Here is a 20,217-nt window from a genome sequence, read left to right as displayed (position 1 = left end):
GCGCCTACGGTGAGCCCGCTGAGTGACGGACGGAATGAGGCAGGTGAGCACCAGAAGGTCGCATGTGCGGACGCTGCGTACGGCTCTGACGTCGGTCCTCGTACTGGCCGTGATCCTGGTGGGCGGGTGCGGCCGGATCTCGGGGCTCCTGGATTCCGTCTCCCTGTTCCATCCGGTGTGGGCCGCCGACGGCTGGGTCTACTACCTGCGGGAGGTGACCTCGACCTCGGGCTCGGGAGTAGCCGAGGTGTGGCGGCAGCGGCCCGACGGGAGCGGCGAGGAAGCCGTTCTCACGCGCGCCCCGGCGGTGCCCGCCTGCGAAGCGGGCTTGTTCAGCTTCTTGTTCGCCGACCCCGACGGCGACCTCGGGGTGGCCCTCGAATGCGGCTGGGACGGAACGGAGCTGCTCACCTACTCGCCGGCCGACAAGACGTTCGAGCCTCTGGCGTCGACGCGCTTCCTCGCCGGTGCCGCACTCGTGAACGGTGACGGCAGGGGATATGTGCAGGCGCGCCGGAAGTGCGGGCCGGGGGGAATCCAGCTGCTCGCTGACGGGAAGGCGTCTGAGTTCCCCTCTCCGGTGACGGTCGACGGGACAACCTTCAACCTCAGTGGCAGTGATACGGGTTGCGAGTCCATGGTGCTGGTGCGGTCGCCGGCAACCATGGGTGAGCGGCTGTTCTTCATCACCGCACCCGACACCCTCGGCAGGTTGCCGCTGCCTGTCGAGGTGTATCCGTCTGACTTCACCTGGCACCTGACCGAGTGGGACGTCGGATCGGCCACGGCCAGGTTCCTCGCGGAGCTTCCCGGGCTCGCCGACCTGGCGGTGTCGCCGGACGGCAGGTCGGTGATCGCCGCCGTCGCGTCGGATCACGTGGGCGGCGTGTGGTCGGTCGACGTCGACACCGGGAAGAAGACGCGGATCGCCGACGGTGAGCGCGCGTACCACCCGAGCTTCTCTCCGGACGGCAAGCGGTTCGTCTACGTCGAGGCCTTCAGGCGGCTGAGGTTCGCCGAGGCACGGTAGTCGCCGGCCGGCTCACGCCGCGAGGGACGCCCCGCGCCTCGGCCGCACGATATGTTGCACGCTGTGACAGGGCCTGAGATCACCGTTGCGACGCCGGAAGACCGCGCCCAGGTCGTCACGTCGCTGGTCGCGGCGTTCACCAAGGATCCGGTCCTGCGGCACCTGTTCCCCGACGAGGCGACCTATGCGCGTTATGCGGCCGTCTTCTTCGGGCACCTGTTCGACAAGCGGGTGCACAAGGAGACGATCTGGACGATCGGGCACGGCGCGTCGGTGGCGATCTGGGAGCCGCCGGCATCCGGGAGCGCCCCGCCGGACGACGATCTCGCCGCCCGGCTTCCCGCCGACGTGTTGCACCGCGTCCGCGCCTACGACGAGGCGGTGCACGCCGCGCTGCCGTCGGCGCCGTTCTGGTACCTGGGGGTGCTGGGTACGCACCCGGACCACGCCGGCCGCAGGTGGGGCCACGCCGTGATGCGGGTGGGGCTGGACCGGGCCGCCGCGGACGGCCTGCCGGCGATTCTGGAGACCAGCAACCCGGACAACGTCGAGGTGTACCGGCGCGCCGGCTGGGAGGTGGTGCACGCCTTCGCGGAGCCGCTGCCCACCTGGGTCATGCGGAATCGCCGTACCTGACCGTACGACAGAGATCCCCACCGGCGGAGACGCCGGTGGGGATCCGCCGTTCAGACGCCGGCGGGCTGCTCCGCGGTGTCCGAGGCGCAGCAGGCGCTCTCGGTCACCTTCTCCAGCTGCGGCGAGTCGGCCTTGACCGTGTAGACCTCCCACGGCTCGTCGCCGGGGCCGCGCACCCAGACCTTGTCCTGGAGCGCGTAGCAGCACTCGGTGTCGTTCTCCTCCAGCGTGATCAGGCCGGACTCGGTGAGCCGGCTGGTCGCGGCGTTCACCTCGCCGGTGGTGGCCACCTCGACCCCGAGGTGGTCCATCACCGTCGGCAGGCCGGGCTCACCTTCGAGGAGTACGAGCTTCAGCGGCGGGTTCTCCACCGCGAAGTTGGCGTAGCCGGGGCGGCGCTTGGCCGGCTCGACGCCGAACAGCTTGCTGTAGAAGGCGACGGAGCCTTCGAGGTCGGACACGCGCAGGGCGAGCTGGACGCGGGACATGTGAACTCCCTGTCTAGATGTTTATCGAAGCAGACTCCACCCTGCCCTCTGCTTTGAAGTCTGTCAACCTAGAGAAATGTCGAAACAAGCGCTGCCGGCGCCTCGGCGTCGGAGATCTGCGTCCGGCTCCGAGCGGCGCGGCACCTAGGCCTGGTACCGGGTACGCCCCGAGGCGTTCCGCCAACTCGGCGCGCCTGTCCCACCACACAGCGCTGTCGTGGAGCGGCGTTCCCGGTGTCCGGAAGCGGGCGCAACGGAAGCTGCGCACCGAGACATGAGCCGGTATGGTCCGGACCTATGGGACAGGAGATGGCCGATCCGGATGAGGTCCGGCAGGAATCCGACCGCTTCTCCCTCCGCAGCAACCTGTTCGCCCCGGCGTCGGCCGAGCGGGCGTACGCCGTGTTCACCGGATCGCTCGCCGACTGGTGGGTACGCGAGTACACCTGGTCCGGCCCGCAGGCGCTCGCCGCGCTCGGCATCGAACCCCGGGCCGGCGGCATGCTCTACGAGATCGGCCCGTACGGCTTCCGCAACGACTGGGGCCGCGTGCTGACCTGGGATCCGCCTAGGCGTCTGGTCTTCACCTGGCAGATCGGCCCGGACCGGGTGCCGGTGCCGGACCCGGCCGGCGCCAGCGAGGTGGAGGTCCTGTTCCACCCCGAGGGCCCGGAACTGACCCGGGTCGAGGTCGAGCACCGCTACTTCGACCGGCACGGCGCCGCGGCCGAGGGCTACCGCGAGGCGCTCACGGCCGGCTGGCACGAGTTGCTCTGCCGCTACCTGGCGACGGTCGCCCGCACCGCCTGACCCGTACCCGATGGGCCCGGTCAGCCGGTGATGCCCGGCGTCGCCGCGGCGCCGGGCACGCCGGTGCCGCCGAGGTCGGCGCGGCGGCCGGCGTCCGCGCCCGGCGCGAAACCACCGCCCGCGAGGCGCCGTCGCGGCGCGGTGCGCAACCTGGGGTACGCCTCGGCGACCCGGCGCTGGACGCGGTCGGAACGGTCGGCGAGTACCAGGGCCGTCGAGGGGCCGCCCGCCTCGGCCACCGCGTTCTCCTCGGCTGCGCGCAGCCGCTGCGCGACGACGTACGCGAAGCCGGCCAGCCAGGTACGCCGGAACGCGGCCGGGTGCTCCCCGTCCGGCACGGCGGCTCCCGCCAGTCCGTGCGCGGCCTGCACCAGCAGCGAGGTGAACAGCAACTCGACGCGTTCCAGGTCGCTGGCGAAGCCGAACAGGTGCATGGCGAAACCGTTGCCCTGCCGTCGGCGTACGCAGCGGCAGCGCAACGGCTCGGCGACCGCGGCCAGCAGTCCGGCCTTGTCCCGGGCGTACGGCGCGACCACCTCGACCGTCCGGTCGCCCACCGGGTCGACGGCCGGGTCGCGTGCCGCGAGCAGCGCCCGGTCGACGCCGTAACGGGCGATCAGCTCGGTGGCCTTGGCCGTGAACGCGGCTGACTCGGCGGGCGTGCAGGCCGGGTCCTCGGCCTGGGCGAGCAGCTTGCGCACCTTGCTGAGCATCGCCTCGGACATGACCCAGAGCTATCACAGCCGGCGCGCGTCGCGGCGCGGCGGGCTCAGTCGGACCGGCTGCGCAGCGTGGCGATGGTCGAGCCGGCGAGGGTGAGCAGGCAGTCGGGCAGCAGCCCGTCGGCGGCGGCCGCGCCGAACAGCGCCTCACCGGTGTCGGCGTCGTCGTTGGCGCACGCGCTGACGAAGCGGGCCACCCAGCGGGTGTCGTAGTCGGCCTGGTCGATGCCGGGGAAGTCGAGGGCCGCCCCGCCGGCCGGCGCGTCGTCGCCGAGCATGGTGGCGGCCAGGCACCACGCCACCCCGTACGCCCCGGCCAGGCCGGAGCGGTCCACCACCGCGTCGAACGTGCCCACCACCCCGGCGCCGTCGCCGGCGAGGGCGGAACGGAGCACGGCGGTCGCGTCGTCCAGCGTCTGCTGTGCTTCGTCGTTCACCCGCGGAACAGTAGCGCCGGGGGTCAAGCCGTGACCCGGAAATCGCTCGATGAACACGCAGCGTGATTCCCGCAGTCGGGGTGCCGACGGAGCCGACTCCACAGTCCCGCCTACCGCGTGGGCACGCTAAGGTGCGCAGCGGACCTTCGCCGGAGGAAGGACGACCATGCTGAGAACACGCACGTCGCGCGCGGCCCTGTCCATGGCCTGCGCGGCGCTCCTGCTCGCCACGAGCGCCTGCGGGAGCGACGAGCCGGAAGAAGCGCCCGCCACCCAGGTGCGCCTCTACGGCACCGACGGCAACATGCTCAATTCATACCCAGCCGAGCTGAAGGATCGGGCGGATCTGGTGAACGGGATGAAGGGCACCACGCCCCTCACTCCGCTGCCCGAGAGCTTCAAGGAACGACTACTCGCCGTAGACGCGAAGCTGGGTGACTTCCTCTACTCCGCCGAGTCCTACGACGCGGTCGTGATCAGCGCGCTGGCCGCCCAGCTCGCCGGCACCACCGCGCCGGGCGAGATCGCCAAGCAGATCGTCGGGGTCACCACCGGCGGCGAGCGCTGCGACGAGGTGGCGACCTGCCTCCAGCTCGCCCGCGCCGGTCAGGACATCCAGTACCGGGGCGTGTCGCTCACCCGGGCCGGGTTCACCGACAACGGCGAGCCGGCCACCGCCAGCTACGGCACCATGCACTTCGACAACCAGAAGATCGACGACAGCAAGACCGAGTTCGTCGGCGCCGGTGAGGAGTCCGGGGCGAGCAGCAAGACGCCGCCGCGCGGTCGCAAGCTGCGCGACGGGAAGGCGAAGGACGCGCCGCTGGTCCTCGGCGGCCTCCTGCCGAAGACCGGTGACCTGGCGCTGGCGTACCCGCCGCTGGCCGCCGGCGCCGCGCTCGCGCTCCGCGAGGTCAACGCCGCCGGTGGTGTGCTCGGTGAGCCGGTGAGGTGGGTCGAGGGCGACGACGGCACCAACCCGGCGGTCGCGAAGGCCACTGTCGCCTCGCACGTCCGGGAGGGCGTCCACGTCATCATCGGCGCCGGTGGTTCGGGCATCTCCCGGGCGGTGCTGCCGGACGTGGTGGCCGCCGGGCGGATCCTGTTCTCGCCGTCGAACACCGACGCGGGGCTGAGCGCGGTGGACGACAACGGCCTCTACTTCCGTACCGCCCCGCCGGACAGCCTCCAGGGTCGCGCGCTGGCCGACGTGATGCTCCGGGACGGGCCGCGCAAGATCGCGATCCTGGCCCGTAAGGACTCCTACGGCGAGGGCCTCCAGGAGAACGTCCGTTCGGAGCTGGAGAAGGCCGGCATCGGCGCGGACCGGGTCAAGCTGCTGACCTACGAGCCGCCGGAGGACCCGAAGACCCCCGTCGACTTCTCCGGCATCGCCCAGGAGATCAAGGCGTACGGGCCGGAGGCGCTGCTGCTCATCGGCTTCGCCGAGTCCGCGCCGGCGATCCCGGCTCTGGCGGACGCCGGAGTCCAGATCAGACGCTGAGAAGCGCCGACGACGAGGGCCGCACCGGGAACACCGGCGCGGCCCTCGTCGTGTTCCGGCTCAGCGCGCCTTGCGCCGGTCCAGGAACTCGGTCATCCGCCGGTGTTTCTCCTCGTCCTCGAAGAGCACCGCCTGGCTGAGCAGGTCGAGTTGCGGGTGCGCGGCCGCCGGGGCGTCCACCGCCAGCTTGGTCAGCCGCAGGGCCAGCGCGGAGCCCTTCGCCATCTCGTCGAGCAGGCCGTGCGCGGTGGGCAGCAGCTCGTCCGGTTCGGCCACCACCCGGTTCACCAGCCCGATCCGCAGCGCCTCCGCGGCGTCCACCCGCCGGCCGGTGAAGAGCAGTTCCTTGGCGCGGGCCTCACCGATCAACGCCGGCAGCCGGTAGGTCGCGCCCGCGCCGGCCAGGATGCCCAGCCGCACCTCGGGCTGACCGAAGACCGCGCGGTCCGTGCACACCCGCAAATCGCAGGCGTACGCGAGTTCGGCGCCGCCGCCCAGCGCCGGCCCGTCGACGGCGGCCACGGTGGGCATCGGGAGCGCCCGGATGCGGGCGAAGACGCCCTGGTTGATGGCGGCCAGCGCGTCCAGCCGGCCGCGCTCGCGCAGCTGGGCGATGTCGGCGCCGCCGGCAAAGATGCCCGCCGTCCCGCCGGTGAGCAGCAACAGCCGGGGGCGTGCCTCCAGGTCGGCGCAGACCGCGTGCAGCTCGGCCACCAGGTCGGCGTCGATCGCGTTGCGTTTCTCCGGCCGGTCCAGCGTCACGACCAGCCGGTCCGGCAGCTCCTCGATCCGCAGCCCGCTCATTTCTTCTGGCCGTCCTTCCAGGTGTAGAAGCCCTGCCCGGACTTCTTGCCCAGCTTCCCGGCGGCCACCATCTCGACCAGCAGCGGCGGCGGCGCGAAGCGGTCCCCGTACGCGGCCTGGAGCGTACGCGCGATGTCGAGCCGCACATCCAGTCCGACCAGGTCGGTCAGCTCCAGCGGGCCGATCGGGTGCCGGTAGCCGAGCACCATCGCCTTGTCGATGTCGGCCGGGCTCGCCACCTCGTCGGCCACCATCCGGATCGCCTCCAGGCCGAGCGTGACGCCGAGGCGGGAGGTGGCGAAGCCGGGCATGTCGCGTACGACGACGGGGTCCTTGCCCAGCCGGGCGGCGAGCGCGACGGCCGCCTCGGTGGTCTGCGGCGCGGTGGCCGGGCCGACCACGACCTCCAGCAGCGCCATCGCCCAGACCGGGTTGAAGAAGTGCAGTCCGACGAAGTCGGCCGGGCGGTCCAGCCCGGCGGCCAGTTCGGCGATCGGGATGCTGGACGTGTTGCTGCCCAGCAGCGCGGGGCGGCGGCTCTCCGCCTCGCGCAGCACGGCGCGCTTCAGGTCGAGCCGCTCGGGCACCGCCTCCACGATCACGTCGGCGCCCTCGGGCACCTCGGTGAGCCCGGCCCGCAACGTGACGCGCCCGCGGTTGGCGGTGGCGGCCTCCTCGGTCAGCTTGCCGCGCTGCACGCCCCGGTCCCACAGCTCGCCGAGCCGGCGGACGGCCTCGGCGCCCCGCCCGGGGTCGACCTCGACCAGTTCGACCGCGTACCCGGCGCCGGCCGCCACGTACGCGATGCCGAGGCCCATGGTGCCGGCCCCGACGACCACAAAACGACCACTCATCGGTGTCCCCTCGCCGCGGCGGGGGCGCGCGGGGTCTCCGCCGCCGGGCCCGTCCGCTCGCTCGTTCCTGCATGCGACCCTATGCAGGGCCGGGCCGCCGGGATGAGTGGGGGCGGAGCGGACGGGGTAAGGACGGCCGTCAACGTCGAAGGAAGGAACGAGATGAGCCAGGCACCGGAGAGCGCGGAGAACACCGAGACGGTCGAGACCCGCGGCGACGAGCGGGTGGACCTGCTCCGCGCGGACACCAACAACGACGGCAAGACCGACGTGTGGGTGGTGGACACCGACGGCGACGGCAAGGCCGACCTGTTCCAGTTCGACACCGACGGTGACGGCAAGGTGGACATCACCATGGTGGACATCGACGAGGACGGCACGCCGGACGAGGTGGTCGACGGCGACGGCGGACTGCCCCCGGAGCAGACCACCCCCACCGTCCAGGTCTGAGCATGTAAGGAAGGGCCCCTTGTTAACGCCTGGGCGCTTGAAAGGGGCCCTTCCTAACGCCGCAGCTCCAGCGTGGCGAGGTAGTACGGGTGGTCGGTGTCGTCCACGTCGGCCAGTCGCCACGGTGAGCCGTGGACCAGCTCGGCGAACTCCTCGGGCGAGCAGACCAGGTAGTCGAACCACCCGGTGCCGAGCAGCCGGTAGCGCAGCCGCAGCCGCAGTTGCCCGCCGATCCGGCCCTGCTGCCGGTTGCGCTCGTGATAGGCGGTGTGCACCGGGTCGGTGGTGCCGTACGGGTCGGTGCCGTGGGCGATCACCCGGGCGCCGGGGCGGGCCAGGGCGGCGAGCGCGGCCAGCATCGTCGGCGCCCGTTCCCGCCCCTCGAACAGCCCGAGGTTGTTGCCGAGCAGCAGGAACGTGTCGTAGCGCGGCCCGTCGGCGGTGTGCTCGTCGACGGTGCCGTGGACGAGGTCGCGTACGCCCCGGTGCCGGCTGACCCGCAGCGCGCCCAGCGAGGTGTCCAGGCCGGTGACGGGCACGCCGCGCTCCTGGAGTTCCAGCGCGATCCGTCCGGCGCCGACGCCGACGTCGAGCACGTGCCCGCGTACCCGGTCCACCGCCCGGTGGTCGTGCGGCTGCCACAGCTGCGGCGGGTCCAGGTAGTGCCCGGCGGGCGCGCCGTTGATCAGCCCGTCGTCCCGCTCGATGATCTCGATGACCGGCCGGGGCAGGCGTCCACCGGCCATCGGCCGGGGTCCGATCCCGGTGGCGACCGCGTACGCGTCGCGGATCATCTCGCCGAACACGTCGCCGATCTCGGGTTCCCCGGTCATGCCCGCAACGCTATCCGGGGGTCGGCGGCGCCGTGGCCGCCGTATCCTGGGCGGCGTGACCGACCTGGACCGCCTGGCGGCGGAGAAGTACGTCCTGCTCACCACGTTCCGCAAGGACGGCCGGGCGGTGGCGACACCGGTGTGGGCGGTACGCGACGGTGACTCGCTGGCGGTGTGGACGGTGTCCGACTCCGGCAAGGTGAAGCGGATCCGGCGCGACGGCCGGGTCACTGTGGCGCCGTGCGACGTGCGCGGGCGACCGCACGGCGAGGCGGTGCCGGCACACGCGACGATCGCCGATCCGGAGAGCACCCGGCGGGTGCGGGGCCTGCTCAAGCAGAAGTACCGGCTGATCGGGCGGCTGAGCCTGCTCGGCAGCCGGCTGCGCCGGGGCGAGGGGGGCACGGTGGGGCTGCGGATCGTGCTGGACGGCGCGGCCCCCGGACACGATTGAGCCCGGGCACGATTAAGGGCGGCGCCGCGACGGCACCGCCCCTGATCGGAACGCCGGAGAACGCCGGTTCGTCAGTCTCCCTGGCGCTGCTGGGGGATCTGCCCCTGCAGTAGCGCCCGAACCTCTGACTCACGGTAGCGGCGGTGGCCGCCAAGGGTCCGGATGGCGCTGAGCTTGCCAGCCTTGGCCCACCGGGTCACCGTCTTCGGGTCGACACGGAACATCGACGCCACCTCGGCCGGTGTGAGTAGCGGCTCAGGTTCGTGCGTTCGCGATGCCATCGGGGTCACTCCTCCACATGTATAGACATCGGCCGGGGTCCCGCCGGCCGACGCGTCTCCCATGGTCCGGCTAGTCCCCGATGTCCGACATGGGCCGAACGGCTGAAGGTCCCTAGACGGACGGATGAAGCATGCCCGATTTTTACGACTTTTATGCCGCAGAAACTACCTTATTAGGACTCATGATCACGGTTCGTGACGCATCAACTACGAGACACTCTCGTGTCCAAGACCACTTATCGGGGTAAACCGGGCGTCAGTTGCAGCGCTCCAACAGCTGCACCGCGCGCCAGCGGGCGACCAGCTTGTCGTACGCGGCGGACGCCTCCTCGGCCTCGCCCCGGCCCAGTCCGGACAGTCCGGTGGCCACCAGATCGGTCGAGTCGTCGGCCTCGAGCGTCTCGTCCGGCAGCAGTTGCACCAGGCCGCCGTAGTCCAGCTCGACCACCGAGCGCGGGTGGAACTCCTCCAGCCACCGGGCCGCCTCCTCGACCGCCTCGGTGATCGGCGCCTCGCCGATCGACTTGCGCAGCACCGACAGCGCCCGCGACGCGCGGCGGCGCGCCTTGGAGATCTCGGTGCGGTAGCGCAGCGCGCGCCGCTCCGGCTCGGTGACCAGGTGCCGCTCACCCGCCTCGAACAGCACGAACCAGCGCAGCGGCACGCCCCAGGTGGCGATCTGCTCGTGCACCCGGGGCACGCCGTGCTCCAGCACCCGGGCGCCGCTGCGCCAGTCCTCCACCACGGCCTTGGCCTGCCCGGCGAGCACCGGCGGCACGAACGCGTCGGCCAGCACCGAGGGCACGCCGTCGCGGGCGCTCAGCGCCGCCTCGGCGACCCGGATGCGCAGGTTCCAGGGGCAGACCAGCAACGAGTCGTCCGACTCCAGGACGTACGCCTCGTCGGGCAGGTCGGGCAGCCGGGTCCAGCCCGCGCCCAGCGCCTCGATCACGGCGGTCCGTTGTCGTACCGGCCCTTCCAGCGGGGCGATCGCCCGGCCCTCGCTGACGTACCGGCGCCAGTAGGACTGCCGGTCCCGGTCGAAGGCGGTCAGCGGCTCGTACACGCGCAGGTATGAAGCGAAGAGCGACGGCACGGCGCGATCCTCCCACGAGACGGGACCGCCCGTCGCCGCCCGTGAGCCCGTGGCGTGACGTGCGCGACAGTACGGTTCGGGCCGATATTAGGCTCAGAGACACCGGCAGCATCCCGCCGGCGTGCCACCAGGTTCCGCTCCCCACAAGGGCGCTCACCGACACAGGAGTCAGCCATGGGCGTATTCGCCAGCACCGACGACCCCGTTTCCACGGGGCATGAGCAGGTCGTGTTCTGCCAGGACAAGCAGTCCGGCCTGAAGGCGATCATCGGGATCTACTCCACCGCGCTGGGCCCCGCGCTCGGCGGGACCCGGTTCTACCCGTACGCCACGGAGGCCGACGCCCTCGCCGACGTGCTCGACCTCTCCCGCGGCATGGCCTACAAGAACGCGCTGGCGAACCTCGACCTCGGTGGCGGCAAGGCGGTCATCTGGGGCGACCCCGAGCAGATCAAGAGCGAGGCGCTGCTGCGCGCGTACGGCCGCTTCGTCGAGTCGCTCAACGGCCGCTACTACACCGCCTGTGACGTCGGCACGTACGTCGCGGACATGGACGTGATCGCGCGCGAGACCCGGTACGTCACCGGCCGCAGCGTGGAGCACGGCGGCGCGGGCGACTCCTCGATCCTCACCGCGTGGGGCGTGTTCCAGGGCATGCGTGCCGCCGCCGAGCACGTCTGGGGCAGCCCGACGCTGGCCGGCCGCCGGGTCGGCGTGGCCGGGCTGGGCAAGGTCGGCAAGTACCTGACCGCCCACCTGCTCGACGACGGCGCCGAGGTGGTGGCGACCGACGTGAACCCGCGCGCCCTGGAGTGGGCGCGCGCCACCCACCCGCAGGTCACCCTGGTCGACGACACCGCGGCGCTGGTCGCCTCCGACATCGACGTGTACGCCCCGTGCGCGCTCGGCGGCGCGCTGAACGACGAGACCGTGCCGGTGCTGCGGGCGAAGGTCGTCACCGGAGCGGCGAACAACCAGCTCGCCCACTCGGGCATCGAGAAGGTGCTCGCCGACCGGGGCATCCTCTACACCCCGGACTACGTGGTGAACGCGGGCGGCGTGATCCAGGTGGCCGACGAGATCGAGGGCTTCAACTTCGAGCGCGCCAAGCTGCGCGCCACCCGGATCTTCGACACCACCCGGCAGATCCTCCAGCTCGCCGACGACGAGGGCGTACCCCCGGCGGTGGCCGCGGACCGGCTCGCCGAGCGGCGGATGGCCGAGGTCGGCCGGCTGCGCGCGATCCATCTGCGGTGAAGCTCACCTCCGGGGGCGGAGCGGCGACTCCACCCCCGGAGGCCGTGCGCGTTAAGCTGAGCCTCGGGCCCGTTCGTACCCATTTGTCCGCTGTCACGGCCAGCCCCGGACCTTACCCCTTACCCGGTACACTTGGTGACGGCTGGACCACTGCGACGCGCAGGTCCGGTCGACGGTGACCCGAGGTGCCGAACGATGGCATCCCCATGTACCGTAAGAGCCACGAGAGATGCCTGACGTCATCGGGGCCCGCCTTCGGGCTGCCCCGCATTCTGTGCGAGGGGGTCGAGCCATGGGGCGCGGCCGTGCTAAGGCCAAGCAGACGAAGGTGGCGCGGGAGTTGAAGTATCACTCCCCGAACACCGACCTAACCGCCTTGCAGCGCGAACTGGCGGGTAGTGGGAAGTCTGAGCACAACTTCGACGACGACTACAAAGAGTATGTCGACGACGATGACGAGGACCACGCGGACGACGACCCGGACACCTGGGCTCGTCCGACCCGCTGACCTCCGGTCACATCTGAGCACGCGGTAACCCCCGCGTGCTCACGCATGTGCTCTGCTGAGCCGGCGTACGACCGACGATCAGGGACCTGCCGTGCCGGGGTGCCGCCCCGACTCGCCGGCAGGTCCCTGATCGCGGAACCGAGCCCTCAGCGCGGCCGGTTGTTCCAGTTGTAGAACGTCGGGATGTTCTCGAAGTGGTTCCAGGCGCAGACCGCGTTGGCGCCGTCGCCGCCCGACACCTCCGCCCGCAGCAGCCGCGCCGCCTCCGCCTCACGGAGCAGAGCGGTAAGCCCCGCAGCGGCGTCCCGCACCCGGTCGGCCACTGCCCCCCGGTCGGTGTCACTGATGGTCTCGGGCATGCTCCAACACTCCCTCCAGTAGGCGGATCTTGCTGTTCCGGCAGTGCTCGGTCTCCGTACCGTCGAAACGCCCCAGCTCGAAGTAGCGGTTGGCGGCGTGCCCACCCCCACAGAAGCCGAAGTACGCGCAGGACGTCCGGCACGCCTCCACGCCGGTGAGGAACTCGCCCACCCAGGGCGTGCCGGCCGCGTCGGCGACGATCTCGCCCAGCGGGGTGGTGAGCACGTTCCCGCTGGTGAAGTCGCCGTAGTGCGGGTCCGTGAAGCCGGCCAGCTCCGGCGAGAGCACCACCACCGAACCGTCGTGCCCGACCGTCGGGATCGGGTCGAGGCGGCGGGGCAGCAGGTCGTCGGCGGTGCCGGCCAGCACCGCGCCCGCGTACCGCAGCGACCACTCCACCTCGCGCAGGTGGATCCGGGGATCACGCCGCCAGGCCGCGACCAGCTCCGCCCAGAACCCGGTGACCGCGCCCGCGTCCCGGGCGTTGGTCCGGGTGTTGACGCCCTCGGTCTCCTCGATGTTGACGCCGAGCACGTCGCAGCCCAGGTCGAGGAAGTAGTCGTACAGCTCGGTCGCCAGGCCCGGCTCCGGCCGGGACACCACAGCCAGCGCCGAGAACGGCACGCCGTGGCGGCGCAGCGCCGCCACGCCGGCCACGATCCGGTCGTACGCGGGCCGCCCGCCCCGGGTGACCCGCTCGGCGTTGCGGGCCCGTGGCCCGTCCACGCTGACGCTGACCCGCACCCGGTGCTCGGCGAAGAACGCGCACCAGGCGTCGTCGATCAGCGTGGCGTTCGTCTGCACGTGGTGCTCGACGTCCGGCCCGAACGGCGCCAGCAGCGCGGCCAGATGCTCCCGGCCGGCCGCGAGCGGCTCGCCGCCGTGCCAGACCACGGAGAAGCGACCACCCGTCGCCCACGGGTTCACCGACGCCGCCACCGCCTCGGCGACGGCCACCGGCATCCGCCGATCGGCCGCCCGAAGCGGCAGGTAGCAGTAGGCGCAGTCGAGGTTGCACAGGGTGGTCGGCTGCATCACCACGTACGACGGGACGGCGGCGATACCCCGCATCCCTTCGGGCGCACGTGCGGCCATCAGCACCTCCCCCGCCTGCCTGAAAACCGAACCTCCAGGCTAGGCCGCGGCGACCGCTCGGGTGAACCCCCGATCAGGTGCCCGGCCGATCGGCGCAGGGTGATCAGCCCCGGGTGTGCTGCCCGACCATCTGCACGTTGCCGGACCCCTCGATGATCTCGCCCGCCTGCCAGGCGTCCACGCCCCGGCCGGTCAGGGTGGCCAGCGCGCGGTCGGCGTCCTCGGCGGAGACGATCGCGAACATGCCGACGCCCATGTTGAACGTCGCCTCCATCTCCGGGTCCTCGATCCGGCCCTTGGTCTGGATCAGATCGAAGATCGGCTGTGGCTTCCAGGTGGAGCGGTTGACCACGGCGTCGACGTGCTCGGGTAGCACCCGGACCAGGTTGCCGGGGATGCCGCCACCGGTGACGTGGGCCAGCGCCCGCACCTCGGCCTCGGCGATCAGCTTGAGGCAGTCCTGCGCGTAGATCTTGGTCGGGGTGAGCAGCTCCTCGCCGAGCGTCCGCTGGCGGCCGAAGTCGTCGATCACCACGTCCAGCCGCATCCGGCCGGCGCCCAGCAGCACGTGCCGGACCAGGGAGTAGCCGTTGGAGTGCAGGCCGGAGGAGCGCATGGCGATCACCACGTCACCCACCTCCACCCGCTCCGGGGTGAGGATCTCGCTCTCCTCCACCACGCCGACGCCGGTGGCGGAGATGTCGTACTCGTCGGGGCGCAGCACGCCCGGGTGCTCGGCGGTCTCGCCACCCAGCAGCGCGCAGCCGGCGTACCGGCAGCCGTCCGCGATGCCCGCGCCGATCTCGGCGACCTTGTCCGGCACGACCTCGCCGGTGGCGATGTAGTCGAGCAGGAACAGCGGCTCGGCGCCGCAGGCGACCAGGTCGTCGACGACCATGGCGACCAGGTCGATGCCGACCGTGTCGTGGATGTCGAGCTGCTGCGCGATCACCAGCTTGGTGCCGACGCCGTCGGTCGAGGAGGCCAGGATCGGATTCTTGTACTTCTTCGTGTCCAGCCGGAACAGGCCGGCGAAGCCGCCCAGGTCACCCAGGACCTCCGGGCGCCGGGTCTCCTTGACCTTGGACTTGAGCAGCTCGACCGCGCGGTCGCCCGCCTCGATCGACACCCCGGCGTCGGCGTACGAGACCGAGCGTTTGCGCTGCGTCCGGCCGGACCCCGCCGACCAGGGCTGGCGGTCGCCGCCGGCGCCCGTCGGGCTGGATCCTGCGCCGCTGCGCTCGGACACGTGCGTCACGGTTCTCCCCTTTGTGGTTCCCGCGAGCCCGGAGCGGCCGGACCCGCGTCGGTGGTGCTACGGGTGGTGGGTCGGTGTGGCGACGAGCGGACCGGTCGGCCCGGCCGCCTCGGCGGCGACCCGGCGTCCCACTCCTTCGAGCACGTGCTTGCCGATCAGGTTCCCGGCCGGCAGTTCGATCGGATACTCCCCATCGAAGCACGCCCGGCAGAGCCGGCTCTTCGGCTGCTCGGTCGCGGCGATGAGACCGGGCAGCGATACGTACCCGAGCGTGTCGGCGCCGATCGAGCGCCGGATGCCCTCGTTGTCCAGCCCGTTGGCCAGCAGTTCGGCCCGGGTGGCGAAGTCGATGCCGTAGAAGCAGGGCCAGCTCACCGGCGGCGAGGAGATCCGGACATGGACCTCGAGGGCGCCCGCCTCGCGTAGCAACCGGACGATCGCCCGCTGGGTGGTTCCGCGGACGATCGAGTCGTCCACCACCACCAGGCGCTTGCCGCGTACGTTCTGCCGCAGCGGGTTCAGCTTCAGCCGGACGCCGAGCGCGCGCAGCGTCTGCGAGGGCTGGATGAAGGTGCGCCCGACGTACGGGTTCTTCATCAGGCCCTGGCCGTAGGTGATGCCTGATTCCTCGGCGTAGCCGATCGCGGCCGGCGTGCCGGACTCCGGCACCGGGATCACCAGGTCGGCCTCGACCGGGTGCTCCTTGGCGAGCTGACGGCCGATCTGCACCCGCGCGGCGTGCACGTTACGGCCGGCGATGGTGGCGTCCGGCCGGGCGATGTACACGTACTCGAAGAGGCAGCCCTTGGGCTCGGGCGCGGCGAACCGGCTGGAGCGCAGCCCGTTCTCGTCGATGGCGATCAGCTCGCCCGGCTCGACCTCGCGGACCACGCTCGCGCCGACGATGTCCAGCGCGGCGGTCTCGCTGGCCACCACCCAGCCGCGTTCGAGCCGGCCGAGCACCAGCGGGCGTACGCCGTGCGCGTCGCGCGCCGCGTAGAGCGTCGACTCGTCCATGAAAACGAAGCTGAACGCGCCGCGCAGTTGCGGCAGCACCTCCAGCGCCGCCGCCTCGACCGACAGGTCGGGCCGGCTGGCCAGCAGCATCGTCACCAGCGAGGTGTCGTTCGTCGAGCCGTCCGGGTCGAGCCCGCGCACTGCGGCCTCGCGCTGCAGCTCGGCGGTGTTGACCAGGTTGCCGTTGTGCGCCAGCGCGATGGTGGTGCCGGCGCTGGTGGCGCGGATCGTCGGCTGGGCGTTCTCCCAGGTCGAGCCGCCGGTGGTGGAGTAGCGCGCGTGCCCGATCGCGACGTGCCCGCGCAGGCTCGCCAGCGTCGGCTCGTCGAACACCTGGGCGACCAGGCCGAGATCCTTGTAGACCACGACGCCGGAACCGTCGCTCACTGCGATGCCCGCGGCCTCCTGGCCCCGGTGCTGGAGGGCGTAGAGCCCGAAGTAGGTGAGGTTGGCGACCTCTTCCCCGGGGGCCCAGACGCCGAAGACGCCGCACGCGTCCTGGGGGCCGGGTCGCTCGGGGTCAAGGTCGTGGCTCAGCCGGCCATCGCCTCGGGGCACCTGCCGCTCCCTCTTGGTGGGGTCTGGACTGGCCTGGCGGAGTCGGGGGTCAGCTCCGCACGCTATGGGCCGGGACCGTCGTCGGGTCTCAGTGTACGCGAACAGCAGTCGATACCGACAGTCACGGAGTCCCCGCTCAGGGTGAGTGCGGGTTGCGGCCGTCCGCCGGCTAAATCGGGAGGTACGCGGAAAGGTCGGCCCGGTTCCCCGACACCCGTACGCGACCGTCGGTGACCGCTCGCGCCCAGTCGAGGCGTCCGGTGGCGAGCGCCAGCCACGTCGGCGGGTCCATCTCCACCACGTTCGGGGGCGTGCCGCGGGTGTGTCGTGGACCACTCACGCACTGCACCGCACCGTAGGGTGGGACGCGCACCTCCACCGATCGGCCGGGGGCGCGATCCGTGAGGGCAGCCAAGAGGGTCCGGACCGCCTCCCGGAGGACCGGCCGTTCGGGCGTACGCCCCTCGTCCAGCGCCGCCAGGGCGGCGAGTACCGCTTCGGAATAAGCGTGCGGAGAGGACACGACGGGACGATACGACCCGGCAGAACGCCGCCCTGCGGCGGCCCTGGGTAGAGATGATCCGGTCAGACAAGGCATAGTTGCCGACGGCGTTATTCGTACCGTGAGTGATCAACCTCGGCCGAGCGGCCGGCGGAGAGATCAGACCCGGAAGGCGGTGGACGTGTCAACACACCGACGTGCCTGGAAGCAGCGGGCCGGTGTGGTCGTAGCGCTGCTCTTCGGCGCCCTGCTCACCGTCCCCGCCACCCCCGCCCTGGCCGCACAGATCGTCACCGCGACTAACTCCGTGACGATCGAGGCCGGCCGAAGCAGCGCAGTCACGGTCACGGTTCGCCCGAACAACGGTGAGACCTCTGCCGATATCGACGTGCAGGACCTGCCCGACGGCGTCAACTGCGGAGGCTGCGGCCGGGTCGATTTCAACGGCGAGCAGGACCAGACGGTCACGCTGAACCTGTCGGCTGCCGCCAACGCTCCCGCCAATAACGCCTCAGCACGAATCACGGTGAGCGGCGGGGGCGCGCGTCCGCTCCGTGTCACCGTCAGGGCGGCCGCGCCGCCCACGCCGGACCAGCCGCAGACCGTCAAGACGGTGTCCGGCAAGGTGGTGAACGCCGACGGCGACCCGATCGAAGGCGCCCTCGTCATGCTGCGCGACAGCGCGGGCAAGGAGCGCCGTACCAACACCAGCGGCAACGGCAACTTCAGCTTCAGCGGCTCCGACTCCAACCCGATCGCACCCGGCCGGATCGAGGTGGGCGCCTCGACCGACGGCGCCACCCCGGTCGCCAGGTCGATAAACGCCAGCGCCGGCCAGTCCGTGACCGGCGTCCGGCTCAGCATTCAGCTGCGGGCGTCGGCGAGCCCGAGCGCCACCCCGTCGGCGAGTGAGTCCGCCCCGCCGTCGGACGAGCCGCTCGAGGAGGACCCGGCCGACACCCCAGCCACCGACGCGCCGGCCGCCCAGGAGCCGACCGCGAACGAGGACTCCGGGGGCATGGGCTCCTGGCTGCTGATCCTGCTCGGCGGTCTGTTCGTCGCCGTCGGTGTGGGCACCATCGTGCTGCTCTACATGCGGCGCAAGAACGAGGGCGACGACGGTGACGGCGACGGCCCGGGTGGACCGGTCGGTCCGGGTGGCCCCGGCGGCGCCGCCGCGGCCGGCGCGATCCCCGCGGCCCGGGGCGCCTACCACGGCACCGACGACCAGACCCGCGTCGTGAACGGCATGGGCGCCGGACCGGCGGCGACGATGGTCGGCGGCCCGTCGATCAGCGACGCCCCCACCATGCTCCAGCGGCCGGTCGTGGACGACGTCCCACCGGACCCGTACGGCGCACCGCCCGGACCGGCGTACGGCGTCGGCGCGGGACAGGCCGGGTACGGCTACGGCGACGACGCGCCCGGGCAGGGCGGCTACGGCGCCGGCAACGGCTACGGCGACGCGCCCGCCTCCGGCGGCGGATACGGCACCGCGCCCTCCTCGGGCGGCGGCTACGGCAACGGTCCGTCCTCCGGGGCCGGCTACGGCAGCCCGGACTACGCCGCGGGCGCCGCGGCCGGCGCGGCCGGATACGCGGCCCAGGGCGGCGGCTACGGCAACGAGCGCTTCGACGAGCCCACCGGCCGCTACACCGGCGACAGCACGCAGTACGCGCCGGCGGCCGACCCGTACCCGACCAGCACCTACCAGCCGGAGCAGGACCGCGGGTACGACCAGTCCGGCCCGGCCGGGTACGGCCGCGGCGCGGAGCAGGGTGACGGCTACCGCTCCGGCGGCGGGTACGGCGCCGCCTCGGGTGGCTACGACAACGCGCCCACCGGCGGCTACGACAGCGGCCGCCAGCAGGGCGGTTACGGCGACGCCCCGGCGGGCGGCTACGGCGGCGCCGGTGGCTACGGCGACGCGGGCTACGGCGGTGGCCGGGCCACCGGTGGATACGGCGACGCCCCGGCTGGTGGCTACGACAGCGCGCCCGCAGGCGGGTACGACGCCCCGGCCGGTGGCTACGACGCCGGCCGCCAGCAGGGCGGCTACGGCGACGCTCCGGCCGGTGGATACGACAGCCCGGCCGGTGGCTACGACGCCGGTCGCCAGCAGGGCGGCTACGACAACGCCCCGGCCGGTGGCGGCTACGGCAGCACCGGCGGATACGACGGCGGGCACCAGGCGGGCGGATACGGCCAGCAGGGCGGCGGATACGGCGACGGCTACAGCCAGTCCCCGCAGGGCGGCTACGGCCAGCAGGGTGGTTACGGCCAGGAGCCGCCGCAGCAGCGCGGTGGCGGCTACGACAACGCCTACCCCAACGACCCGGCGCAGGCCGGTCGCGCCCGCCCGGACGCGCAGGGGGACCGCGGCGGCCGGCGTCTCGACTGGCTGGACGACTGACAGCCACCAGCACGCATGACTGTGGCCGCCCGCGTTCGCGGGCGGCCACAGTCGTTGGTTGATACCCCGTCGAGCGGGTGGTGGAGCCGGTGACTCAGGCGGCGGCGAAGTAGTCCTGGCGCAGCACCGGCACCACGTCGGAGACGCCGACCTCGGTCGCCACGTCGACGTCCTCGGCGAAGCCACCCTCGGCGAGTTCCCGGCCGGACACGCACCCCCGCACCGCCGCCGGCACATCAGGGGTGCTGGCGAGCGCGGCCAGCGCCATCGCTGCCTCCACCGAAAGTCCGCCGGGCACCCCGGCGAGCGCGTCGAGCACGCAGGCCGCGCCGAGCTGGTCCTCCACGCAGGGCCGCAGTGACCCGTCGGGCCAGCGCTCCCCGGCCGCCACCACACCCACGGGAGCGTCGGTCGAGCCGTACCCCTGGGTGCGGAGCCAGCGCCCGACGGCGCGCGCGTTGCGCAGGCAGGCCGCGACCACCGGCACTCCGGTGGCGCTCGCGGCGGCGCTGATCGCCGAGCCGTTCGGCGACGGCAGCACCAGGTCGGCGACGACGGGCGCGGCCCGCAGCGCCGCCGGGGAGAGCGACCACGGGTGCTCCGCTGTCGTCCTCCGGCGGCCCACCGCGGCTACGGCGCCGACCCGGCGGGCGTAGTCGGCGGCCTGCTCGCCCCACGGGAACGGGTGTACCCGCATGCCGCGGCTCACCGCCACCTCCACGGCGGTGGTGAACGACAGCACGTCCACCACCACCAGGGCGGCGCAGACCCGGCCGAGCTCCGCCGCCCCGGTCAGTCCCCAGTCGAAGCGGGCACCGGCGCCGGGCTGGGCGAATACGGCCAAGGCCGG

23 protein-coding genes are annotated in these 20,217 nt (G+C 72.4%); 9 read left to right on the top strand and 14 right to left on the bottom strand.

Translation table 11 applies throughout. From position 1 onward, the window contains the following. Nucleotides 1–43 precede the first annotated feature (43 nt). Both A4R25_RS25490 and A4R25_RS25485 read left to right on the top strand, forming a co-directional pair. Nucleotides 44–1,030 (top strand): hypothetical protein, encoded by a 987-nt coding sequence (locus tag A4R25_RS25490; RefSeq protein ID WP_231915633.1) that lies wholly within the window; start codon nt 44–46, stop codon nt 1,028–1,030. Nucleotides 1,031–1,081: 51 nt separating this feature from the next. Continuing rightward, nucleotides 1,082–1,666 (top strand): N-acetyltransferase, encoded by a 585-nt coding sequence (locus A4R25_RS25485; protein WP_064448344.1) that lies wholly within the window; start codon nt 1,082–1,084, stop codon nt 1,664–1,666. A 50-nt stretch (nt 1,667–1,716) separates the two neighbouring features. Here A4R25_RS25485 and A4R25_RS25480 read toward each other — a convergent pair whose 3' ends face one another. Then, a complete protein-coding gene (locus A4R25_RS25480) occupies nt 1,717–2,154 on the bottom strand; it encodes an ArsI/CadI family heavy metal resistance metalloenzyme (protein ID WP_043327526.1) in 438 nt (145 codons plus the stop codon). 297 nt (nt 2,155–2,451) lie between these two features. Between A4R25_RS25480 and A4R25_RS25475 the strand changes: the two genes are divergently transcribed. Beyond that, on the top strand, nt 2,452–2,964 hold the full coding sequence (locus A4R25_RS25475; protein WP_064448343.1) for an SRPBCC family protein: 513 nt from the start codon (nt 2,452–2,454) through the stop codon (nt 2,962–2,964). A gap of 20 nt (nt 2,965–2,984) precedes the next feature. Here A4R25_RS25475 and A4R25_RS25470 read toward each other — a convergent pair whose 3' ends face one another. Together A4R25_RS25470 and A4R25_RS25465 are read right to left on the bottom strand one after the other, a co-directional pair. Continuing rightward, nucleotides 2,985–3,689 (bottom strand): DUF2786 domain-containing protein, encoded by a 705-nt coding sequence (locus tag A4R25_RS25470; protein ID WP_064448342.1) that lies wholly within the window; start codon nt 3,687–3,689, stop codon nt 2,985–2,987. A 44-nt stretch (nt 3,690–3,733) separates the two neighbouring features. Then, a complete protein-coding gene (locus A4R25_RS25465) occupies nt 3,734–4,123 on the bottom strand; it encodes a hypothetical protein (RefSeq protein WP_043327529.1) in 390 nt (129 codons plus the stop codon). A 166-nt stretch (nt 4,124–4,289) separates the two neighbouring features. On the opposite strand from A4R25_RS25465, the gene A4R25_RS25460 reads away from it, so the two are divergent. Then, entirely contained in the window at nt 4,290–5,627 is a 1,338-nt protein-coding gene (locus A4R25_RS25460) for an ABC transporter substrate-binding protein (RefSeq protein ID WP_043327530.1), read from the top strand. 60 nt (nt 5,628–5,687) lie between these two features. Here A4R25_RS25460 and A4R25_RS25455 read toward each other — a convergent pair whose 3' ends face one another. Both A4R25_RS25455 and A4R25_RS25450 read right to left on the bottom strand, forming a co-directional pair. Further along, nucleotides 5,688–6,431 (bottom strand): enoyl-CoA hydratase/isomerase family protein, encoded by a 744-nt coding sequence (locus tag A4R25_RS25455; RefSeq protein WP_064448341.1) that lies wholly within the window; start codon nt 6,429–6,431, stop codon nt 5,688–5,690. Then, nucleotides 6,428–7,285 carry a 3-hydroxyacyl-CoA dehydrogenase family protein gene (locus A4R25_RS25450; RefSeq protein WP_064448340.1) on the bottom strand — a complete coding sequence of 286 codons (858 nt, stop codon included), beginning with the start codon at nt 7,283–7,285 and terminating at the stop codon, nt 6,428–6,430. Before A4R25_RS25450 ends, A4R25_RS25455 begins: the two co-directional genes overlap by 4 nt. Nucleotides 7,286–7,447: 162 nt before the next feature. On the opposite strand from A4R25_RS25450, the gene A4R25_RS25445 reads away from it, so the two are divergent. Then, nucleotides 7,448–7,735, top strand: coding sequence for a hypothetical protein (locus A4R25_RS25445; protein ID WP_043327533.1), 288 nt, complete (start codon nt 7,448–7,450; stop codon nt 7,733–7,735). Nucleotides 7,736–7,788: 53 nt separating this feature from the next. On the opposite strand, the gene A4R25_RS25440 is transcribed toward A4R25_RS25445, so the two are convergent. Then, complete coding sequence (locus A4R25_RS25440; RefSeq protein ID WP_064448339.1) at nt 7,789–8,568, bottom strand: bifunctional 2-polyprenyl-6-hydroxyphenol methylase/3-demethylubiquinol 3-O-methyltransferase UbiG; 780 nt, start codon at nt 8,566–8,568, stop codon at nt 7,789–7,791. A 55-nt stretch (nt 8,569–8,623) separates the two neighbouring features. Here A4R25_RS25440 and A4R25_RS25435 point away from each other — a divergent pair, with 55 nt between their 5' ends. Then, nucleotides 8,624–9,022: a PPOX class F420-dependent oxidoreductase gene (locus A4R25_RS25435; RefSeq protein ID WP_064448338.1), complete on the top strand. Its 399-nt coding sequence runs from the start codon at nt 8,624–8,626 to the stop codon at nt 9,020–9,022. 71 nt (nt 9,023–9,093) lie between these two features. Here the strand turns inward: A4R25_RS25435 and A4R25_RS25430 are convergent, their stop codons facing one another. Continuing rightward, nucleotides 9,094–9,303: a BldC family transcriptional regulator gene (locus A4R25_RS25430; protein ID WP_007073996.1), complete on the bottom strand. Its 210-nt coding sequence runs from the start codon at nt 9,301–9,303 to the stop codon at nt 9,094–9,096. Nucleotides 9,304–9,559: 256 nt separating this feature from the next. Beyond that, the gene (locus A4R25_RS25425) at nt 9,560–10,399 is read right to left on the bottom strand and encodes a hypothetical protein (RefSeq protein ID WP_030500602.1); all 840 of its coding nucleotides are present in this window, start codon (nt 10,397–10,399) and stop codon (nt 9,560–9,562) included. A 174-nt stretch (nt 10,400–10,573) separates the two neighbouring features. Here A4R25_RS25425 and A4R25_RS25420 point away from each other — a divergent pair, with 174 nt between their 5' ends. Together A4R25_RS25420 and A4R25_RS25415 are read left to right on the top strand one after the other, a co-directional pair. Further along, nucleotides 10,574–11,656: a Glu/Leu/Phe/Val dehydrogenase gene (locus tag A4R25_RS25420; protein ID WP_043327536.1), complete on the top strand. Its 1,083-nt coding sequence runs from the start codon at nt 10,574–10,576 to the stop codon at nt 11,654–11,656. Between the two features lie 292 nt (nt 11,657–11,948). Then, complete coding sequence (locus A4R25_RS25415) at nt 11,949–12,164, top strand: DUF3073 domain-containing protein (RefSeq protein WP_013283429.1); 216 nt, start codon at nt 11,949–11,951, stop codon at nt 12,162–12,164. A gap of 146 nt (nt 12,165–12,310) precedes the next feature. Here A4R25_RS25415 and amcA read toward each other — a convergent pair whose 3' ends face one another. From amcA to A4R25_RS25390, 5 genes are all read right to left on the bottom strand, one after another. Beyond that, complete coding sequence (gene amcA, locus A4R25_RS25410) at nt 12,311–12,523, bottom strand: multiple cyclophane-containing RiPP AmcA (RefSeq protein ID WP_030500600.1); 213 nt, start codon at nt 12,521–12,523, stop codon at nt 12,311–12,313. Continuing rightward, entirely contained in the window at nt 12,504–13,595 is a 1,092-nt protein-coding gene (amcB, locus tag A4R25_RS25405; RefSeq protein ID WP_197494971.1) for a cyclophane-forming radical SAM peptide maturase AmcB, read from the bottom strand. The genes amcA and amcB overlap by 20 nt, the downstream gene beginning before the upstream one ends. A gap of 127 nt (nt 13,596–13,722) precedes the next feature. Beyond that, the gene (gene purM / locus A4R25_RS25400; RefSeq protein WP_043327537.1) at nt 13,723–14,877 is read right to left on the bottom strand and encodes a phosphoribosylformylglycinamidine cyclo-ligase; all 1,155 of its coding nucleotides are present in this window, start codon (nt 14,875–14,877) and stop codon (nt 13,723–13,725) included. Nucleotides 14,878–14,934: 57 nt separating this feature from the next. After that, nucleotides 14,935–16,452 (bottom strand): amidophosphoribosyltransferase, encoded by a 1,518-nt coding sequence (gene purF, locus A4R25_RS25395; RefSeq protein ID WP_043330756.1) that lies wholly within the window; start codon nt 16,450–16,452, stop codon nt 14,935–14,937. A 169-nt stretch (nt 16,453–16,621) separates the two neighbouring features. Beyond that, nucleotides 16,622–16,975 carry a sterol carrier family protein gene (locus tag A4R25_RS25390; protein ID WP_043327538.1) on the bottom strand — a complete coding sequence of 118 codons (354 nt, stop codon included), beginning with the start codon at nt 16,973–16,975 and terminating at the stop codon, nt 16,622–16,624. A 160-nt stretch (nt 16,976–17,135) separates the two neighbouring features. Here A4R25_RS25390 and A4R25_RS25385 point away from each other — a divergent pair, with 160 nt between their 5' ends. Then, complete coding sequence (locus tag A4R25_RS25385) at nt 17,136–19,367, top strand: carboxypeptidase-like regulatory domain-containing protein (RefSeq protein WP_064448463.1); 2,232 nt, start codon at nt 17,136–17,138, stop codon at nt 19,365–19,367. A 94-nt stretch (nt 19,368–19,461) separates the two neighbouring features. On the opposite strand, the gene A4R25_RS25380 is transcribed toward A4R25_RS25385, so the two are convergent. Next, a complete protein-coding gene (locus tag A4R25_RS25380; RefSeq protein WP_064448462.1) occupies nt 19,462–20,211 on the bottom strand; it encodes a 2-phosphosulfolactate phosphatase in 750 nt (249 codons plus the stop codon). Nucleotides 20,212–20,217 lie beyond the last annotated feature (6 nt).

The organism is Micromonospora sp. NBRC 110037 (assembly GCF_001652995.1).
GTDB lineage: Bacteria > Actinomycetota > Actinomycetes > Mycobacteriales > Micromonosporaceae > Micromonospora > Micromonospora chalcea.
The sequence above is the reverse complement of the archived record's forward strand: the minus strand, read 5'-3'. Positions and strand labels throughout refer to the sequence as shown.